The organism is Terrimonas sp. (assembly GCF_003075435.1).
GTDB lineage: Bacteria > Bacteroidota > Bacteroidia > Chitinophagales > Chitinophagaceae > Agriterribacter.
The window spans coordinates 28,096-46,114 of record NZ_QCZJ01000006.1; the positions used below are offsets into that span (position 1 = coordinate 28,096).

The window sequence follows — 18,019 nt, forward strand, 5'->3', positions numbered from 1 at the left end:
AGTCCTGAGTTCTGCTGTTGAAGGGTCAATAAAATCAATAGTTACCGGCACATTATATTTCCCTCTTGCTTTAGCAGCCTTAAAAGTATACCTGGCAATTCCGCCATCGTCATGAGGAATATTTAGCAGAAGGGTATATATACTTCCGGTTTCAAAATCATAGCAGTAGGCGTTTCCCCGGCACTTACAGCACAGGCTTCAATGGCTTTACTTATTCCTTCCCTTACCTGCTCTGCCATTCAGAGCGGGGAGTAATAAAAATCATAGTTTCCGTTACCTTTGCCCGATATTTATTCAGCCGCCAATGCAAATTCCTGCAGGAAAAAAAATATACTTTCTTTCTGACTTTCATTTGGGTGTTCCCGACCATGCATCGAGCCTGCAAAGGGAAAAGCTTATTGTTACGTTCCTGGATGAAGCAAAAGCAGATGCTGCCGTGATTTTTATTGTGGGTGACCTGTTTGATTTTTGGTACGAGTATAAAAAGGTTGTTCCCAAGGGTTTTGTGCGCATACTGGGTAAAATGGCTGAAATAACAGACAGCGGTATACCAATGCATTTTTTTGTTGGTAATCATGATATGTGGATGAGCGGCTATTTTGAGAAGGAGCTTAACATACCGGTATATCACGAACCGAAAACATTTGAGTTTAATGGGAAAAAATTCCTTGTTGGTCATGGCGATGGTTTAGGTCCCGGCGATCATGGGTATAAATTCATGAAAAAGATCTTCCGCAATAAAATTTGCCAGGCTCTGTTTGGTATACTGCCTCCATATATAGGGATGGGCATTGCGCATCGTTCCAGCAAAAGCAGCCGTGCCGCCACAGGCGATGATGATGCAAAATTTCTGGGAGAAGAAAATGAATGGCTCATCATTTACTGTAAAGAAATTTTGAAGAAAGAGCACTTTGATTATTTTATTTTCGGGCACCGGCATTTACCTATAGATTTTCAGCTAAAAGATACCAGCCGGTATATCAACCTGGGGGATTGGATACGTTATAATAGTTACGCTGAATTTGACGGGCAGCAAGTTTACCTGAAATATTATACAGCTTGAGAATATTCCTTTTTACCATATTAGTTTGCTATGTTTTAACCGGGGCAGCACAGGAAAGTGCTGGGTTAGAAAGCTCATCGGGTATAAGCGATACAGAAGCGCTCAGGGTATCGGCCCCGGATGCAGCGGCTTTTACGGTTGACAATCTCGGCAACCTCTATATGCTGACTTCAAAAGGATTGCTTAAGAAATATAATAACAGGGGAGATTCGCTGAATGTATTTAATGACGTGCGGCGTTACGGCTCAGTATGTGCAATGGATGTAACCAATCCCATGAAAGTGTTGTTGTATTACCGTGATTTTTCTACGGTAGTAATGCTTGACAGGTTTTTAAACAGGATCAATATTGTTGACCTCCGCAAAGCTGGTATTTTCCAGGCGAAGGCTGTAGCGCTTTCTTATGATAATAATCTCTGGGTATTTGATGAGCAATCTGCAAAGCTTAAAAAAATTGGCGATGACAGTAAGTTGCTGAGTGAAACCGTTGATCTGCGGCAGGTATTGAATGCTATACCATCTCCTGATAAAATTATTGACAGGGATGGGTTTGTTTACCTGTATGATAAGGATAAAGGGCTGTATATTTTTGATTATTACGGCGCATTAAAAAACGAGCTTGCTATTACGGGGTTAACAGGTTTACAGGTGATCAACAAAACAGTATTAGGGAGAAAAGATAATAAGTTTGTAAAGTATACCTTAGGCACATTTGATATGCAGGAAGTGGAGCTTCCAGAAATGATTAAGCACGCGGAAGACATCCGGATTATGCAACTGGGTATATATGTAAGGAATAGCGGGGGCATAGCTTTGTTTAAATACCGCTAAAAAGAAAGCATGTAATGAATAGTTTTTTAGATAAAATATTTTTGGATAACAGTATACGGGAATACCTGGTGGTTGCTGTTGTCATTTTGGGCATATACATATTGAAAAAGTTTTTCAGCAAACCGCTGGTTGCTGCGATCATATTTTTTTTAAGATTAGCGGGGCGGCAGATAGATAAAAAAGCATTTAACGATCTTATCCTTAAACCGCTGGAACAGTTCCTGATTGTTTTTACATCATTCATTGCTTTGATCTCTTTAAAATTTCCACGGATATTTATTTTTAGCTTTTACAGAACCGATACTCAAATCATTCTTGAAAGAATTGGTTTAAGCCTGGTGATCGTCTATTTTTTCAGGTTGCTGATAAGAATGATAGATTACCTGGCGTATGTGATCAGCAAAAAGGCGGGTGAAGAATCGGGGCAGGAAGAAAACCAGTTGGTGATCTTTTTTAAAGATTTTTTAAAAGCAATTGTATTTATAGCGGGACTTTTTACTGTCATCAAATTCGCGTTCCGCTACCAGATATCTGAGTTACTTACAGGATTAGGAATAGTTGGTGCGGCGCTGGCGCTTTCTGCAAGGGAAAGCCTGGAAAACCTGATAGCATCTTTTATTATATTTTTCGATAAACCTTTCGCCGTAGGGGATACGCTTAAAGTGCAAAACATAACCGGCACAGTTGAAAAAATCGGACTACGCAGTACACGTATACGCACAAACGAAAAAACCTACGTAAGTGTACCTAACAAGCAGATGGTGGATAGTATAGTAGATAACCTGAGTTTGCGAACACAACGGCGGGCTGATCTCAGGCTGGAACTAAAGCCTGCTACAAATGCGCAGCGCGTACAGGAATTACTAGATGGCATCAAAACAATATTGCAACACCCCAAAATTGAAAACAGGGTATTGTTTCTGGAAGATGTTGTGCAGCAGGGGGGCTATCTTGTGCACGTAGAATATTATACTGCTCCAATTCCGGCAGAAGCATTTAACCAGGTAAAGCAAGAGGTAAACCTTGCTATTATCCAATTAATGGAAGGCCTTAATATTGAAGTTGTGGGGCCTAAGCAAGTGGCGGGATAGACATTGATGAACTCTTGATATAACAAACTCCTCATCTTAAAATTTTTTAAAACTTTTCAACAAAAAATTTGCATTGTAAAAAAAATCATTCAATCTTTGCACTCGCAAAACAAATTATATGCAACGCGCAATATTAATACATAATAAATCAATAGGCTGCTTTAGTCCGGAGGTGGATTATACAGTTTGCGGGGCACATAATGTTGTTGATTAAGTAAAAACAAAATCACTCAAATATAAGCCCCGCCTGAACCGCGGGGTTTTTTATTTTCAGCCTCCCCACCCCCTCCAAATGAAGGGCTTATAGAGGAGCTGTATAGATAAAGACATTTTGTAGGTGAGTGATTTAATATTCTTTAAATAAAAATGATAAAACAATTACGACATAAACAGTTTAGAACAGCACAGTTGAATGATGCCCTATCATTCATGATATGCCAATGGAGTGAGCAGAATTTAGGGAATATTGTACCCATAGATAATTCGTATGAAAGTAAATCTTTGTGGCCGGAATGTATGCATACATAATCTGAATTAAAAGATAATGCAGAAGCCCGGTCAAAAAAAATGACCGGGCTTTTTTATGTGACCTATAAAAAATTATACACTTCCGATAATCTCCTCCAAAGTAGGAGATGGAGAGGAGGCTTGATATTAGGTGCAGAAAGGGAGGGAAACAAGCAGTCCCCGTTTGTTCCGATGCAAGCGGAAGAGATGCAACAACGGGGATGCTTTTTCCAAATGTGCTTTAGTTCTTTGTAATAAAGGGCAGTCATGTTCCAGGGCTGGCGAAAAGCATTTGCAATGCTTTTGTGCAGGGTTCGATTCCCTGGCTGTCCACAATGATCTGTTCGTCTAATGGTCCAGGACGCAAGATTTTCATTCTTGTAATACGGGTTCAACTCCCGTACAGATTACAAAGGTTCGTTGGTGTAATGGTTAACATCACAGATTGTCGATCTGCTGCTATGGGTTCGATTCCCGTACGAACCGCACAATACCGGGTGGTGTAATTAGCAACGCGTCAGCGTTTGAACCTGATGTTCTCAGTTCAAATCTGGGCCTGGTATCAATATATAATGTTGGCTTTAGCTTAACCGGTAAAGCGCCACACTGTGAATGTGGAGAATAGAGTTCGAGTCTCAAAGTCAACCAATGGAGAAGATAATGATGAGCTAAACAGAATAGCAGGTATCCTCTTTTGTTACAGCGTTTATCCCGTAAAGTGGGCACACCTGTACAGTAAATCATTATTCATCTGCTTAAAAGCAATACGGCTTGGTGTAAAGGCAACATATTCACTCCCCTTTCTTTCTGAAAGGTAGGTAGCGGGTGATTGTTTTCAGTTCAATTCTGAAAGCCGTACAAAAACTGGCTTATAGTTCAATGCCTGCCGGACAGGCAGGGATAAGAATGCTTCACTACGGATGAAGAGATGAGCGTTCGAACATTTCTAAGCCAGCCATATTGACCCATAGCTCAATGGTAAGAGCAATAACCTTATACGTTAAAGGTTACCGGTTCGAGTCCGGTTGGGTCAACAAAAATTGCGGTTTAGAGTAATGGTAACTCAATGGTCTCATAAGCCATAGCTGCAGGTTCGACTCCTGTAGCCGCAACAGTAGATGACTCAGCTCAATTGATAGAGCACTATCCTGATACGATAGCGGTTGACAGTTCAATTCTGTCAGTCATCACTACTATGCGACTTATTTCAATGGAAGAAATCTACTGTTACAAAGTAGAAGTTAACAGTTCGAATCTGTTAGTCGCAACAAAATTGGTTTGTAACTCAATTGGATCAGAGTACCGGTCTTTTACACCGGGAGTTGTGAGTTCGAGTCTCACCAGACCAACAAGAGGTCGTGCTGGCAGACGTGGCAGTAAGCACCCGACTGCAAATCGGGAGAAAGAAGTTCGATTCTTCTGCACAACTCTTTGGATGAATAGTTCAATGACAGAAACCCGCCATTGGCGGGATTAAGCCGGGGGTTGAAAATTCGAGCCTTTCTTCGTCCGCTGAATATATGTGAGTGCGCCGGAGATGGAGAGCCGGGATGTTCTGTAAAATCATTGCTTCATAGCTGAGTAAGTTCGAACCTTACCACTCACACAGGAGATATAATCTCCGGAGAACATATAGTGTACGAAGTCTCCGACTTCGTACAGCGAAAACAAATGGAGAGAGTCCGGTTGGTCGAGGAAGCTGTCTTGAAAACAGTGGACTGTAAAAAGGTTCAGGGGTTCGATTCCCTTTCTCTCCGCGAAAGTATTTACTGGTTACACTTTGCTGCATAGCGAACAGAAAGCAGAAGAGTGCGACGCAACGGAAGCTGATAGTAGCAATACAGTTGATAACATAAAAAACGGAGAATTGACAGAGCGGTAATGTGCAGGTTTGCTAAACCCAGGCTATCGGAAACGATACGAAGGTTCGACTCCTTTACTCTCCGCAAAGTTTGTGATGAATGAATTCGATGAAGATGAATTAGTGATCTGTCAATGTTCATTGCAAACAAAAAGACAAATAGCTACCAATGGTAGAGCACCCCGCTGAAGACGGGATAGTGCAGGTTCCCTGCCCGTCCGGCAGGCGGGGAGTCCTGCTTTGTCCGCACTGTACGGGTTTGGTGTAATTGGCAACATAATGGTCTCCAAAACCATTGTTGCAGGTTGGAATCCTGCAACCCGTGCAATAAATGAAATGAACCATAATAAATTTCATATCGATAGAATGATTATGTGGAGAGTTTCATCAGACCACTAAAATAAAAAAGATAAAAGATGAAAAAGAACGCAATGTTCATAATGACAAATAGCGAAAAGCCGCAATGGCATAACAGATTTCGAACGGAACAAAACCATTCATTATGGACACAAAACTTATTCAACAGTACGGAGAAGATATTCTCTGCTACAGGCTTCGCACTGCACGACAAAAAAAGCGCATGCGGTTCGAAGATTTTGACAAACAACTTATACAACTGGATATTAAGCGCAGAGCACTGTGGGTGAAAAGGAATAATCTTGGTTGTGAACCTTTGATACCACCCATACAAAAAGGTTGGAAACGATTTTTTGTTTTGAGAGAGGATGTGGCAGGAAGTAAGCACGCTGAATTTTTTCAGTGCATACTTGATAAAATAAATACGAAGGATTGGAGTGCAAAAAGAGATTTTAAAGTAAGGCGAAGAAAGTTAGGAAGGAAAATATATGTAGTTAAACCACAGAAACTTCTTGCTCCAGATGAGCATCACTTTAGGAGATTGGGATTTACAGAGGCGGAACGACAATTGTTTTATCCTGAGCTCAGGTATGAAAAATGGTGCAACCACCCGGTAAAACGATATGTATTTGCAGAACCCTGGCGCTTTGTATTGAGAGTACAGCCTAATATGATTGATAAAGTGAGAATTAAAGATGCGGAGCTGGAATCGGAAATTGATAAGATAGATAATTATATAGAAAGGCGGGACTTAGAAAAGCGAATGGGGAAAATTTTAAGAGGCTGGCATAAATACGGTTGGTGGGATTGGAAAAATATGGAAAGATATGATGAGGTAAATCCTTATAAAAACAAATCGCTTAAGCAAATGCTGGATATGATTCGGCAGGATGAAAGAGAATGAATTTTTAAAACAATAACCAATGGAACAGGTACAACAGCAATGGCGGAAACTGAATGGCGAAAGGATAAGAATTCCGATTGCAGAAGAAATAACTAATGTATTAATGCGTGAAAGAGCGGCCGGTCATGACCTGAAAGTATGCATTGGTACTGATAGCCAGGTTAAAGGAAAGATAACCGAATTCGCAACTGTAATTGTGTTTATCCGCAAGGGCAAGGGTGGATTTATGTATATACTCAACGAAATTACCCGGCAAAAAATGAGTATAAAACAAAGAATGCTTGTTGAAGTGGGAAAAAGCATTGACGTGGCTTATGCACTGTGCAATATTTTTTCAAGATACAGTGTAGATATGGAAGTGCATGTTGACATCAATACCAATCCCAACTTTAAAAGCAACGACGCTTTAAAGGAAGCGATGGGCTATATTATGGGAATGGGGTTCGCTTTTAAAGCAAAACCTCACGCTTTTGCCAGCTCAAGCTGCGCAAACAGGATAGTGCAATAATATCCTACTTAAACCTTCCACCGCTGCGGTGGAAGGTTTAAATGGATTAAAAATACAGATATGACTACTTTATCAATATTAATTGTAATAACGCTTGTGGTATTGTTCAACAATACTACTCTTAAATGCAGGCTGCAAAGTTTTTTTGCCGGATTTTTTGGAAAAAGAAATGTTTCAATTTTCGATCACCAGTATCTTGAAGCAAAAGCATTTTATATGTTCAGGTTCAGGCGCGTGCCCAGCATAACATATATTGACGAAATAGATGTTAACAGGGCATATGCTTACATACAGGATAATCTGGGCGATAGCATTGTGGATATTTATCAAAGCTGCTTTTTTAACCGGACAGAAAATATGCAGCAGTTTAACAAAACCATTTTTGTGTTGAACAGCAAAGTGCTGATTGAACTGGCCGGACAATACGTGGAAATATTACATACAAATAAAAAATATCATTTTGCTGATAACCTGCTGAAGGTGCTTGCTGAATATAAAATACCCGGCAAGCAACAGGATTTTGAAATCAATATTATTACACTCAACAATGGCGGATTGGAGCTGAAGCCTCTGCCTTTAAAACCAACCGTGCTGGATTTGAGTATACATTATAATGATGATTTTATTCCGGTGGATGCGCTGATAAGAGAGCGGCTGAATACAGAAAACGATAAAGGAATTGTTCTTTTGCATGGTATGCCCGGCACAGGTAAAACAACATACCTGCGTCATCTCGTAGGTTCGCTGAAGAAAAAAGTATTGTTCTTATCGCCATCAGTTGCAGGTAATTTAATGAACCCGGAATTTATTGATCTGCTGATTGATAATCCGAACGCGGTGCTGGTGATAGAAGATGCGGAAAACATTATGATGGATCGTAAAGTAAACAGCGGCTCCTCTGTTTCGAACCTGCTTAACCTGAGCGATGGTTTACTGAGCGACTGTTTAAATGTACAGATCATTTGCACCTTTAACAGTAACCTGAACCTGATTGATAATGCTTTGATGCGTAAGAGAAGAATGATAGCGAGGTACGAATTTGGTAAGCTGAGTATGCAAAAAGCACAGCAGTTATCGAATCATTTAGGTTTTGATACGGCTATCTATGTGCCGATGACTATTGCAGAAATAGTGAATCAGCATATTTTAAATGCACCGGAAACAGGTGTTCATTCAATTGGCTTCAGACAACAAAACTCAGCGAATTAAACAGGATATGTGGCCGGCAACTATATAATGCCGGCCTTTTTTATTTTGTTTAGTATCTTTCAATGAGTTTCATATTTTGATAATGTTATGACGGTTTATCAGGAGCCCTTTTTAAAGAAGAGAATGAGCGCATGGAAAATAGTGTCCAATCTTGAGCCAACTGTGCCTGCTGATGCTCCCCGGAGTACTATTGATTATATTTTTTGCTATCCACAAAATAAATGGAGGAGTATTGAATCCTCTACTTATAAAGTGAATCTTTCAGATCATTTGCCTGTTAGTGCTGTTGTAGAGATGAAGTAAGTGGTAACCTGGCTGTTAGATTTTTGTTTCAAATCATAATTATGAAAGGAATACAATTTTGTGTTTGTACAGTTATATTCATCTTATCATTTTTAAATGCTCAATCGCAAACGCTCCGCATCATGTCTTACAATATTCACCACGGGGCTGATAAAAATGAAAAGAATACCTTAGATGAAATGGGTTATTTTATTAAGCAACAAAACCCGGATATTGTTGGACTGCAGGAAGTAGACAGTATATGCACGCGGTCGGGAAAAGTGGATCAAATGAAGCGGCTTGCAGAAATAACGGGTATGTATTATGCTTTTGTAAGACATTTTCCCTACCAGGGCGGCGCTTACGGGGTTGGTATACTTTCAAAATACCCGGTAAAAAATGTAGTGCCTAAAATATTGAAACTTTTGAAAGCAGGACCTAACGGGGAATCTGTTTCCATGCTGTTTGCCGTTATACAAATAAAAAAGAAAGATATACTTTTTGCAACAGCGCATTTTTCCGCCTTTGATAAGGCAACAAGAGCTTCGCAGGTAAATGAAACGCTTTATTATCTTTCAGGAAATAATTTACCGGTAATTTTTACCGGCGATTTAAACGCCACACCCGATATAGAGGAAATACAGTTACTGCAGCAACATCTGCAAACAACCGATACAGCCGGTGTTCATACTTTCCCGGATGATGTACCGGTTAAAAAGATTGATTATATATTGGTAAGCCCCGGGATATTGAAACGGATGAAAAAAGTTTCGGCGCCACTGGTACATTATTCTGATCATTTACCGTTCTGCGCTCAAATTATTTTAAAATGAGAAAGGCTAAAACATCATATATAAAAACATGTGCAGCTTGTATATGAATTATATTTAGATTGACCCCATGAATGATTTAAGGTATATAACGTGCCTGCAATGGCGCCAATGACGCACCATTGTAGGTAAATTAATATTGAATGGGTTAAATAAAATTAGTTTATGAGATAATCCCCGCTTCTGATGGAAAAGAACATGCCATGCTAACAGAAATTGGGTATTTCCGATTCCTCAATCAGCCATAGATAGAAATCCGAACCTTGTACCAAATAGCCGAAACAACCCCTGGAGGAGTTATGGAGGGAATTCCCTGCATACAACTGTAGCATAAAATCAGAGATCTGCCCGGCAGTATATTGGAATATTTTCAGTCTTTATTTATATTGACTAAACTAATGTAAAAGTTTAGAATAGCAGAACATCAATATATAAACTACCTGTTATGATTACAATACTTAAAAGATCATTTAAGCACTTAATAATTTTGAGTGCATTATTACCGGGCGTATCCGCAGTTAATGCCCAGCAAAGCGCATTTCAATGGCCCAGAGGAATAAAAGCTGCAATATCACTCAGCTTTGACGATGCCCGTTTGAGCCAGGTGGATGTTGGTACGCCGCTGCTTGATCAATATGGAGTAAAAGCCACTTTTGTACTGGTGCCATCTAATGTGGAAAAAAGAATAGATAAATGGAAACAGGTTGCGGCCAACGGGCATGAGCTCGGTAATCATACTTTAAATCATCCCTGCTCGGGTAATTTTTCCTGGTCAAAGCAAAATGCGCTGGAAAATTATACTCTTAAAAAAATGCGGGAAGAACTGGTTGAGACTAACCGCCAACTGGAGCATTTACTGAGAGTAAAGGCAACAGTTTTTGCCTATCCCTGCGGGTCAACTTATATTGGCAGGGGCGTTAAAACAAAGAGTTATATTCCGCTGATAGCAAAACTATTTGATGCCGGGCGGGGCTGGCTTAATGAAACGCCTAATGATCCATCCTTCTGTGATTTTGCTCAACTAACCGGAATGGAGATGGATGGAAAAGACTTTGATCAGCTATTGCCCTTAATTGAGAGCTCCAAAAAAAGTGGTTCGTGGATAATATTAGCCGGGCATGAAATCGGGGAGTCCGGTAATCAAACTACGAGGGTGGAGATGTTAAAAAAACTGATTGCGTATGCGCAGGATCCGGCAAATGGAATATGGATTGCACCTATGGGTGAAATTGCCCGGTATGTTAAGGAGCAAAGAGCAACATCAAATTAATTTTTAGGATTTAGATTATGATTTATTTATTCAAACCGTACACCTGCTATTTTATTGCTGCACTAATGCTGGCCGCAGTAAGCTGTAATCAAAAAAAATCATCGCCAGGTTTATCCGGTGGTGGTATAGCAGCTAAAGATGCACTGGCAACCATGCAGGTGGCAGAGGGTTTTAAGATAGAAATGATCGTTTCGGAGCCTCTGATCGCTTCTCCTGTAGATATGGAGATAGATGAATATGGCAGGTTGTACGTAGTTGAAATGCATGGTTACCCGCTGGATAAAAGCGGCAGCGGTAATATTGTAATGCTGAGCGATACCAATGGAGATGGTATTATGGATAAGCGAACACTGTTTAAAGAAGGGTTGATATTACCTACCGGCATTTTGCGCTGGAAGAAAGGCTTTTTAGTAACTGACTCCCCTGATATTTATTACCTGGAAGATTCAGATGGCGATGGCAAAGCGGATATTATGGATACTGTATTAACAGGCTTTGCATTGACCAATCCCCAGCATAATTTAAACAACCCGGTGTATGGGCTTGACAACTGGATATATGCGGCGCATGAAGGCGTTGTGAAGTCAAGAGACTATGTGAAGGAATTTGGCGATGAAGGAACTGAAATTTATTATCCTTCAAAGCCGGATGCGGTGCGCCTGCCACAAAATGCGGGCGGAAAATCAGTTCGCTTCCGTCCACATCAGTTTCACCTGGAAGAGCTGGCAAGCCGTTGCCAGTTCGGTCATACATTCGATCAGTGGGGGCACTGGCTGGGCTGCAACAATTCCAACCAGGGCTACCAGGAGATCATTGCAGAGCGTTACCTTACCCGAAATCCGCAGCTTCCTCCCACAGATCCCGTACAAAACATGTCTGATCATTTAGATGCCCCGGAAGTTTTCCCTACCACCACTAACCCCGACCGGCAGATATTTACCGATATGGGTACAATGACCTCCGGGAGTGGGCTTACCGCATATCTTGCGGATGATTTTCCGGCGCCCTATAACAATGCCACCTTTATTTCCGAGCCGGTAAGCAACCTGGTGCATGTGGATGTGCTCAGGGATAGTGGTGTGAGTTATGCTGCGGGCCGTGTATTTCCCAATAAAGAATTTTTTAGTTCCACCGACGCCTGGTCGCGCCCGGTAAATATGTATGTTGGTCCCGATGGCGCTTTGTATATTCTGGACTATTACCGCAGGGTAATTGAATCCCCGGAATGGATGTCGGAAGAAGCGATTAAAGCAGGTAATTTATATGATGGTATTGATAAGGGGCGCATCTATCGCATTACACCTGTTGACGGTAAAAAAGCAGACTGGATGCAAGGGTTGGAATTAGGTGATGCATCCGGCGATCAACTCGCAAAAGAGCTTGCGAATCCGAATGGCTGGTGGCGCATCAATGCACAAAGATTATTGGTGAACAGGGCAGATAAAAATACAGTGCCTGTATTAGAGGAGATGGCTTCCGGCAGCAACGTCATGGGCAGGCTGCATGCCTTGTGGACATTGGAGGGAATGAATGCACTTCAACCCTCACTGATCAAAAAGGCATTAAAAGACAGTGTTGCCGGGATAAGAGAGAATGCTGTTAAACTGGCTGAGCTGCATTTAAGGGATGATCCTGCATTGGGGACTGCTCTAACAGCTTTAAAAAATGATGAAGATATAAAAGTGCGTTTTCAACTGCTGCTCACATTGGGATATATACATTCAGCCGCTGCGTCTGAGGTGCGTAACAACCTGCTGTTCGGCGACATGGAAAACAAGTGGTTCCAGGTTGCCGCCCTTTCTGCTTTCCCGCTGGATGCTAATGCGCTGCTTAACCTGGTGCTGGCAAAATACAAAGCCGGTGTGCCAGCCTACGGTTCAATGGTGGAGCGGCTTGCGGAAATGATTGCCGCTACCTCAGATGATGCAGTGGTTCATCAGCATATCCAGCACGCTATTGTGCCCCGGTCAGCAGGTGAACGGCAATCGCAGACATCAATGCTTAGAGGACTGGCGCAGGGGTTACGCAACCGTAAAAATAATTTATCCATCAGCAGAGCTGATCAGCAGCTCTTGCTGAAAACTTTTTTCGACAGCCCTTCAGACGGGTTACGAAAATCGGTGCTGCAATTTTTGCAGGCCTCAAAAATTTCAGATGATGCATTACGCCTGCCGGCAGTTGCAAAGGCTGCATCTGTTGCGCAGGACACCAGCATTTCAGATGTGAAAAGAGCTGATGCCATTGACTTCCTTGCATTTGGTAATCCGCCCGAATATCAATCCATGCTGCAGGGATTACTGACGCCACAGGAGCAGCCGGCTGTGAAATTAGCGGCACTCAGGGTGCTGAACCTGGTACCCTCTACTGCTGTAAGCGAATTTTTGGTGGAACAATGGCCGGGGTTAACCAAAGAAATAAGAGATGCGGCAGTTCGCGTATTCATGAGTGATATTGACAGGATGAATATATTGATTACAGCAATGGAACAAAATAAGATATCTACCAACAGTGTAAGCTTCTGGACCGGCATTGCACTGATGCAGGTGGCCGATGACACACTTCGTGAGCGTGCCAGAGATGTATTCTCCAAAAATGCGGAAGAAGCCAAAAGGATAGCGAAAGAGTACCAGGCAGCTCTTGATGTAAAAGGAGATGCAGAAAAAGGGAAAGCTGTATATATGCAGAGCTGCGCGGTATGCCACCAGGTAAGAGGACAATATGGTGTTGCCTTCGGCCCCGATCTTGGCACCATTCATAACTGGAAGAAGGAGGATATCCTGGCAAATATTCTTGATCCCAATCTTTCCATCATGGCGGGATATGATCTCTGGGAAATTATATTAAACAACGGTGAATCGCTGCAAGGTATCATTGCTGCGGAAACCGCCTCGGCCATCACTATTAAAAACATGGGAAATTTTGAAAAGACGATCAGCCGGCAGGATATTAAATCATTGAAATCGCTTAGTATTTCGGCTATGCCCGGAGGTTTGGAAAAAAATATAAGCAAAGAGCAAATGGCAGATCTCATCGCTTTTTTGCGGCAAAATTAGGGGTTTCACGCAGAGCGCGCAGCGGAGCAAAGTTCGAAGGGAGTTTCGCTGTGTGCGCCGCTCCGTTGCGTGCACCGCGTGAAACCGGCTAAAAGAAAAAGACAACTTCATTTTATAAAAAGTTTAAAGGACTAAAACAGCGTATATGAAATTATCGGAAAATGGGATTCTTCTCCTTTCGACAATCCACTATAAGTTCACCCGCATTATAGATGTGATCGTACTGATCATTGCATGTTGCTTCATAATATCTCCGGGCTTTTCTAATTCATTCGCAAACATGCCCGGATTAAATCATGCCGCTATTTTTCGTGCTGCTGTTGTTAAAATTGATATTACGCCTGATGAGCCTAAGATGCTGCTGGGCTATAATGCGCGGCAGTCTACCGGGGTGCATGATCGTATCTACCACCGCATCGTGGTGCTGGATGACGGCATCACGCAGTTCGTGCTTGTATCATCTGATATCTGCGTGACCTCTCCGTCAGAATACGATCATATTGCATCGCTGCTGCTACGCAGGTTTGGTATTGCTTCTGAAAATTTCTGGTGGTCGCTTACCCATACTCACTCCGCACCCGAAGTAGGCGTACCCGGTTTACCCGAAGTATTTATGGGAGAAAGATATAAGCACCCGGTAGACACTGCCTATACCTCTTTTGTTGGGCAACGATTGATACAAGGAGTTGAGCAGGCAAGAAAACAACTGGTAAAGGCAAAGCTCGGCGTGGGCTGGGGACATTCCAATGCCAATATCAACAGGCGGGGAATTGATGTAAACGGAAAGGCATCTTTGGGTATGAACCCCGATGGCCCGGTTGACAGGAGGATTGGTATTATCAGGATAGATAAAGAAGACGGAACACCACTGGTATTACTTTCCAATTACGCCATTCACGGCACTGCATTAGGGGCGCCCAACCTTCAGATCAGCGCAGATGTGCCGGGGATCGTATCGGAATATGTTGAAGAACAAACAGGAGCACCGATGCTTTTTATAAATGGGGCTGCAGGAAACCTTGCCCCGATATACAGCACTTATCCCAATCCGTCTTCGGCACATTTGTCACAATTCAGGGTATTGCTGGGCGATAAGATACTGGAGGCTAACAGGCAGATCACTGCCACTACAGATAAGGTACGATTGTTTGCGGGTAAAACGATCATCGAAACTCCAAGAAAAGAAAACCTGGACTGGCCATCCGACCTGGGAAATTATACCCGCAGTATTGGTAAGGATAAACATTTAATAAAACTACCTGCCCGGTTTTTAAAGATCAATGATGATATTGCTATCTGGAGCCTGCCGGTGGAATTGTTCTGCGAGATATCCAACGAAATACGCGACCACTCTCCCTATGCTTATACTTTCTATTACGGCTACACGAACGGCTGGCTGGGATATTTGCCTGCAGCCAATGAGTTTAAACACGGCGGCTATGAAGTGGAGATTGTTTGCCCGTATACGCAGGCTGCAGAGCAGGATGTAAAGCATGCAGTGTTAAATTACCTGCAGGGCGATTTAAAAGATAAGCTGTCTGCTGAGCGTACGTCACTAAACAGGCCTGCATTGATTGAACCGGATGAAGCGGGTGTATTTATATTATCTGCGGAAAAAGGTAAAGCTATCGGACCGGATATCAAGTATATGCCGGAATGGAGTGCATTCGGATGGTTTATGCAAAAAGATAAGGTGGGATGGGAGATCAGTATTAATGCGGCAAAAACATATACGGTGATCCTCGAGTGGTCTGTAGCCGACGATCATTCAGGGCAACCCTTTAAACTTGAGAGCAGTACAGGTACAATAACAGGTAATGTGGGAAAAAGCAGCTCCTGGGAAACCTTTACTACAGCCGTAATAGGAAAGCTGGAATTAAAACCCGGTAAACAAAAACTTACATTTAAGCCCGGTAAAAATTTTGATCCGAAAAAAGCGCTGCTGGATCTGCGGAAAATAATTTTGGTGCCTGTAGATACAGGGTACTAAAAGGAAAGAACAACCGGGTTATTTTCTCTTTGCAGGTCATGGCGTCCAGATCCGGCCAGGGAGCAAAGCGGTACAAAAGATGGTAGAAATAATGAATAACCTTTGGCCGACAAAGCAAAACCATAATTGAATCTAAAGTTGAAATAAATAGGACTATCTCCTATATGTTGCTGCGCATTTGCCGGGTAATTTGGAATACGACCCTCAATCACGGATAATCGTTAATTTTCCATAATTTCAAACCTCAAAATCTTTCATTGCCCCAATGCTTGCAAACAGAGAACAGGAATTGCTGCTGGAGATCGCATCAGGAAGCGAACCTGCATTCAGGGAATTGTTCCAGGCATATCGCAGAAAACTGTTCAGCTATATTTTTAAAACAACAGGATCAAGTGAAATTGCCGAGGATACCATTCAGGAGATTTTTCTAAAGCTTTGGTCTATCCGCGAAACCCTTCCTGCTATCGGGAATATTAATGCCTATCTGCACCGGATGGCTCATAATTATGCCTACCACGGATTCCGTCGGCTGGCAAAAGAAACCTTACTCCTTGATCATCTGAGCAAGCAGGAGAATAGAGATACATGTAATCCTGTACAGGAACTATTGTCGAAAGAAGTAACAGCTTATATTCAGCGCCTGGTTGACCAGCTCACTCCCCAACAGCGCAAAGTCTTTTTGCTGAGCCGGGAGGATGGCTTGAAACAGGAAGAAATTGCCAGCAGGCTCAATGTTTCTATCTCCACAGTTAAAAAGCACATGGTTGATGCTCTGGCTTTTCTCCGGGAAGAGATCCGGCAGAACTATAGCCTGTATGCAGTTGCGCTGTTTGTTATTCATCGGCTCTACTTGTGATGAGGTGTCAGCTATCAGCAGTCAGCTATGAGCCATCGGTTTGCAGCTCCAAGCTCATCGCCCAAAGCCTATCGCTCAAAAAAATTGATTTCATCTTCTCCTATCTCCTCTTTTTTTACTCTTACTATTCGTAACACCCGCTTTATGTCGAACAGATTAAAAGAATTATTCAAGCGCTTTCTTGATAACAACATTTCGCCTGAAGAAAAAAAGGAGTTAATGGGAATGGCGCTGGAGACTGGCTTACAGGACGAGTTGAAGCAGGTCATTAAAGATGCCTGGCAGCAGACTGGGGAAGACGAAGATATTACAGACGTTAAAGCCGGTGAGCTGATGCAAAAAATATTTGCGAAAGCCCCGGAGCGTAATAATAAGCTGGTATCAATCGGCAAAAGAACCAAGTGGAGAAGCATTGCAGCGGCAGCTGCAATTGTGATCGCTATTGGAGCAGGAGCATATTATGCAATTTCTCATAAGCCCCGGAAGCCTGCTGAAATAGTAAAAGTTTCTGAACTTCCTGCAGATATAACATCACCTCAAACCAACCGGGCAACCATTACAATGGCTGGTGGCAAAACCGTGTATTTAGATAGCGCCGTTAATGGAACACTTGCGGTGCAGGGCAATATACAGGTGATCAGGCTGGGTGATGGCCAGATAGCCTATCGTGGTTCAGCCAAAGAGTTGATCTATAATACACTTACTAACCCACGGGGCAGTAAAGTCATTAATATGACTTTGTCTGACGGCAGCCAGGTTTGGCTGAATGCAGGTTCATCCGTCACCTACCCGGTTGCATTTATCGGCAATGAAAGAAAAGTATCCATTACCGGTGAGGCCTATTTTGAAGTGGCGCATGATAGGACAAAGCCATTCACTGTAAGCAAAGGAGACCTGCAGGTGCAGGTATTGGGTACCCGGTTCAATATAAATGCATATGATGATGAGAGCGATGCCAGGATCACGCTGCTGCAGGGCTCAGTAAAAATAAAGCATGGTAAAAAAGAAAGTATGCTGCAACCGGGCCAGCAGGCACAGATCACATCAGGAATAAAAATCATCAGCAATACAGACGTAGAACAGGTAATGGCATGGAAGAACGGCTTGTTTGTATTTGACAGGGCGGGTATACAGGATGTGATGCGGCAACTGGCACGCTGGTACGACCTGGACGTGCACTACAGAGGCGAAGTACCGGAAGGGAAGTTCAAGGGAGAGATTTCAAGAGACCTGAGCCTGTCGCAGGTATTGAAGGGGCTGACGGCAACGAGAATTCATTTTACAATGGAAGGGGGGAACAGGATCACCGTTTTGCCGGAATAGGCTAATGCTATGTCAAACGTGAGACGTGAAAGGTAAGACGTGAGATTTTCACGTTTGACTTCGTTTCACGATTAACATAGTACCA

General features: G+C 42.5%; 13 protein-coding genes and 13 tRNA genes. All 26 read left to right on the forward strand.

Going from position 1 to position 18,019, the window contains the following annotated elements; genetic code table 11:
* Positions 1-304 precede the first annotated feature (304 nt).
* Positions 305-1,063: a UDP-2,3-diacylglucosamine diphosphatase gene (locus DC498_RS08440; RefSeq protein ID WP_116873723.1), complete on the forward strand. Its 759-nt coding sequence runs from the start codon at positions 305-307 to the stop codon at positions 1,061-1,063.
* Positions 1,060-1,893 carry a hypothetical protein gene (locus DC498_RS08445; RefSeq protein ID WP_116873724.1) on the forward strand — a complete coding sequence of 278 codons (834 nt, stop codon included), beginning with the start codon at positions 1,060-1,062 and terminating at the stop codon, positions 1,891-1,893. The genes DC498_RS08440 and DC498_RS08445 overlap by 4 nt, the downstream gene beginning before the upstream one ends.
* Before the next feature lie 14 nt (positions 1,894-1,907).
* On the forward strand, positions 1,908-2,984 hold the full coding sequence (locus DC498_RS08450; protein ID WP_116873725.1) for a mechanosensitive ion channel family protein: 1,077 nt from the start codon (positions 1,908-1,910) through the stop codon (positions 2,982-2,984).
* A gap of 766 nt (positions 2,985-3,750) precedes the next feature.
* A tRNA-Ala gene (locus DC498_RS26135) sits at positions 3,751-3,824 on the forward strand.
* Positions 3,825-3,828: 4 nt separating this feature from the next.
* Positions 3,829-3,901, forward strand: a tRNA-Glu gene (locus DC498_RS26140).
* A 4-nt stretch (positions 3,902-3,905) separates the two neighbouring features.
* Positions 3,906-3,977: transfer RNA gene (locus DC498_RS08460), tRNA-Asp, on the forward strand.
* A gap of 90 nt (positions 3,978-4,067) precedes the next feature.
* A tRNA-His gene (locus DC498_RS08465) sits at positions 4,068-4,139 on the forward strand.
* Between the two features lie 313 nt (positions 4,140-4,452).
* A tRNA-Ile gene (locus DC498_RS08470) sits at positions 4,453-4,525 on the forward strand.
* A 7-nt stretch (positions 4,526-4,532) separates the two neighbouring features.
* Positions 4,533-4,603: transfer RNA gene (locus DC498_RS08475), tRNA-Met, on the forward strand.
* Between the two features lie 5 nt (positions 4,604-4,608).
* Positions 4,609-4,681: transfer RNA gene (locus DC498_RS08480), tRNA-Ile, on the forward strand.
* A 6-nt stretch (positions 4,682-4,687) separates the two neighbouring features.
* Positions 4,688-4,759: transfer RNA gene (locus tag DC498_RS08485), tRNA-Val, on the forward strand.
* Between the two features lie 6 nt (positions 4,760-4,765).
* Positions 4,766-4,840 (forward strand) — tRNA-Lys (locus DC498_RS08490).
* Positions 4,841-5,164: 324 nt separating this feature from the next.
* Positions 5,165-5,248: transfer RNA gene (locus tag DC498_RS08495), tRNA-Ser, on the forward strand.
* Between the two features lie 104 nt (positions 5,249-5,352).
* Positions 5,353-5,437: transfer RNA gene (locus DC498_RS08500), tRNA-Ser, on the forward strand.
* Between the two features lie 69 nt (positions 5,438-5,506).
* Positions 5,507-5,599 (forward strand) — tRNA-Phe (locus tag DC498_RS26145).
* Between the two features lie 6 nt (positions 5,600-5,605).
* Positions 5,606-5,677 (forward strand) — tRNA-Trp (locus DC498_RS08505).
* A 177-nt stretch (positions 5,678-5,854) separates the two neighbouring features.
* Positions 5,855-6,613: a hypothetical protein gene (locus DC498_RS08510; RefSeq protein ID WP_116873727.1), complete on the forward strand. Its 759-nt coding sequence runs from the start codon at positions 5,855-5,857 to the stop codon at positions 6,611-6,613.
* A gap of 19 nt (positions 6,614-6,632) precedes the next feature.
* Positions 6,633-7,121, forward strand: coding sequence for a ribonuclease H-like YkuK family protein (locus DC498_RS08515; RefSeq protein WP_116873728.1), 489 nt, complete (start codon positions 6,633-6,635; stop codon positions 7,119-7,121).
* A gap of 60 nt (positions 7,122-7,181) precedes the next feature.
* Complete coding sequence (locus tag DC498_RS08520) at positions 7,182-8,330, forward strand: AAA family ATPase (RefSeq protein WP_116873729.1); 1,149 nt, start codon at positions 7,182-7,184, stop codon at positions 8,328-8,330.
* Positions 8,331-8,417: 87 nt separating this feature from the next.
* Positions 8,418-8,633 (forward strand): hypothetical protein, encoded by a 216-nt coding sequence (locus DC498_RS25985; protein WP_133176800.1) that lies wholly within the window; start codon positions 8,418-8,420, stop codon positions 8,631-8,633.
* A gap of 122 nt (positions 8,634-8,755) precedes the next feature.
* Entirely contained in the window at positions 8,756-9,445 is a 690-nt protein-coding gene (locus DC498_RS08525) for an endonuclease/exonuclease/phosphatase family protein (protein WP_206197560.1), read from the forward strand.
* 442 nt (positions 9,446-9,887) lie between these two features.
* Entirely contained in the window at positions 9,888-10,712 is an 825-nt protein-coding gene (locus DC498_RS08530; RefSeq protein ID WP_116873731.1) for a polysaccharide deacetylase family protein, read from the forward strand.
* Positions 10,713-10,729: 17 nt separating this feature from the next.
* A complete protein-coding gene (locus DC498_RS08535) occupies positions 10,730-13,765 on the forward strand; it encodes a PVC-type heme-binding CxxCH protein (protein ID WP_116873732.1) in 3,036 nt (1,011 codons plus the stop codon).
* A 145-nt stretch (positions 13,766-13,910) separates the two neighbouring features.
* A complete protein-coding gene (locus tag DC498_RS08540; RefSeq protein WP_240627931.1) occupies positions 13,911-15,755 on the forward strand; it encodes a neutral/alkaline non-lysosomal ceramidase N-terminal domain-containing protein in 1,845 nt (614 codons plus the stop codon).
* A 265-nt stretch (positions 15,756-16,020) separates the two neighbouring features.
* Positions 16,021-16,611 carry an RNA polymerase sigma factor gene (locus DC498_RS08545; RefSeq protein WP_116873734.1) on the forward strand — a complete coding sequence of 197 codons (591 nt, stop codon included), beginning with the start codon at positions 16,021-16,023 and terminating at the stop codon, positions 16,609-16,611.
* A 144-nt stretch (positions 16,612-16,755) separates the two neighbouring features.
* Complete coding sequence (locus tag DC498_RS08550) at positions 16,756-17,934, forward strand: FecR family protein (RefSeq protein WP_165813796.1); 1,179 nt, start codon at positions 16,756-16,758, stop codon at positions 17,932-17,934.
* Positions 17,935-18,019 lie beyond the last annotated feature (85 nt).

Excerpts from the sequence above, each read along its gene's own strand:
- DC498_RS08440 (WP_116873723.1), top strand. The coding sequence starts at position 305 with ATGCAAATTCCTGCAGGAAAAAAAATATACTTTCTTTCTGACTTTCAT.
- DC498_RS08450 (WP_116873725.1), top strand. The coding sequence starts at position 1,908 with ATGAATAGTTTTTTAGATAAAATATTTTTGGATAACAGTATACGGGAA.
- DC498_RS08510 (WP_116873727.1), top strand. The coding sequence starts at position 5,855 with ATGGACACAAAACTTATTCAACAGTACGGAGAAGATATTCTCTGCTAC.
- DC498_RS08515 (WP_116873728.1), top strand. The coding sequence starts at position 6,633 with ATGGAACAGGTACAACAGCAATGGCGGAAACTGAATGGCGAAAGGATA.
- DC498_RS08520 (WP_116873729.1), top strand. The coding sequence starts at position 7,182 with ATGACTACTTTATCAATATTAATTGTAATAACGCTTGTGGTATTGTTC.
- DC498_RS25985 (WP_133176800.1), top strand. The coding sequence starts at position 8,418 with ATGACGGTTTATCAGGAGCCCTTTTTAAAGAAGAGAATGAGCGCATGG.
- DC498_RS08525 (WP_206197560.1), top strand. The coding sequence starts at position 8,756 with ATGTCTTACAATATTCACCACGGGGCTGATAAAAATGAAAAGAATACC.
- DC498_RS08530 (WP_116873731.1), top strand. The coding sequence starts at position 9,888 with ATGATTACAATACTTAAAAGATCATTTAAGCACTTAATAATTTTGAGT.
- DC498_RS08535 (WP_116873732.1), top strand. The coding sequence starts at position 10,730 with ATGATTTATTTATTCAAACCGTACACCTGCTATTTTATTGCTGCACTA.
- DC498_RS08540 (WP_240627931.1), top strand. The coding sequence starts at position 13,911 with ATGAAATTATCGGAAAATGGGATTCTTCTCCTTTCGACAATCCACTAT.
- DC498_RS08545 (WP_116873734.1), top strand. The coding sequence starts at position 16,021 with ATGCTTGCAAACAGAGAACAGGAATTGCTGCTGGAGATCGCATCAGGA.
- DC498_RS08550 (WP_165813796.1), top strand. The coding sequence starts at position 16,756 with ATGTCGAACAGATTAAAAGAATTATTCAAGCGCTTTCTTGATAACAAC.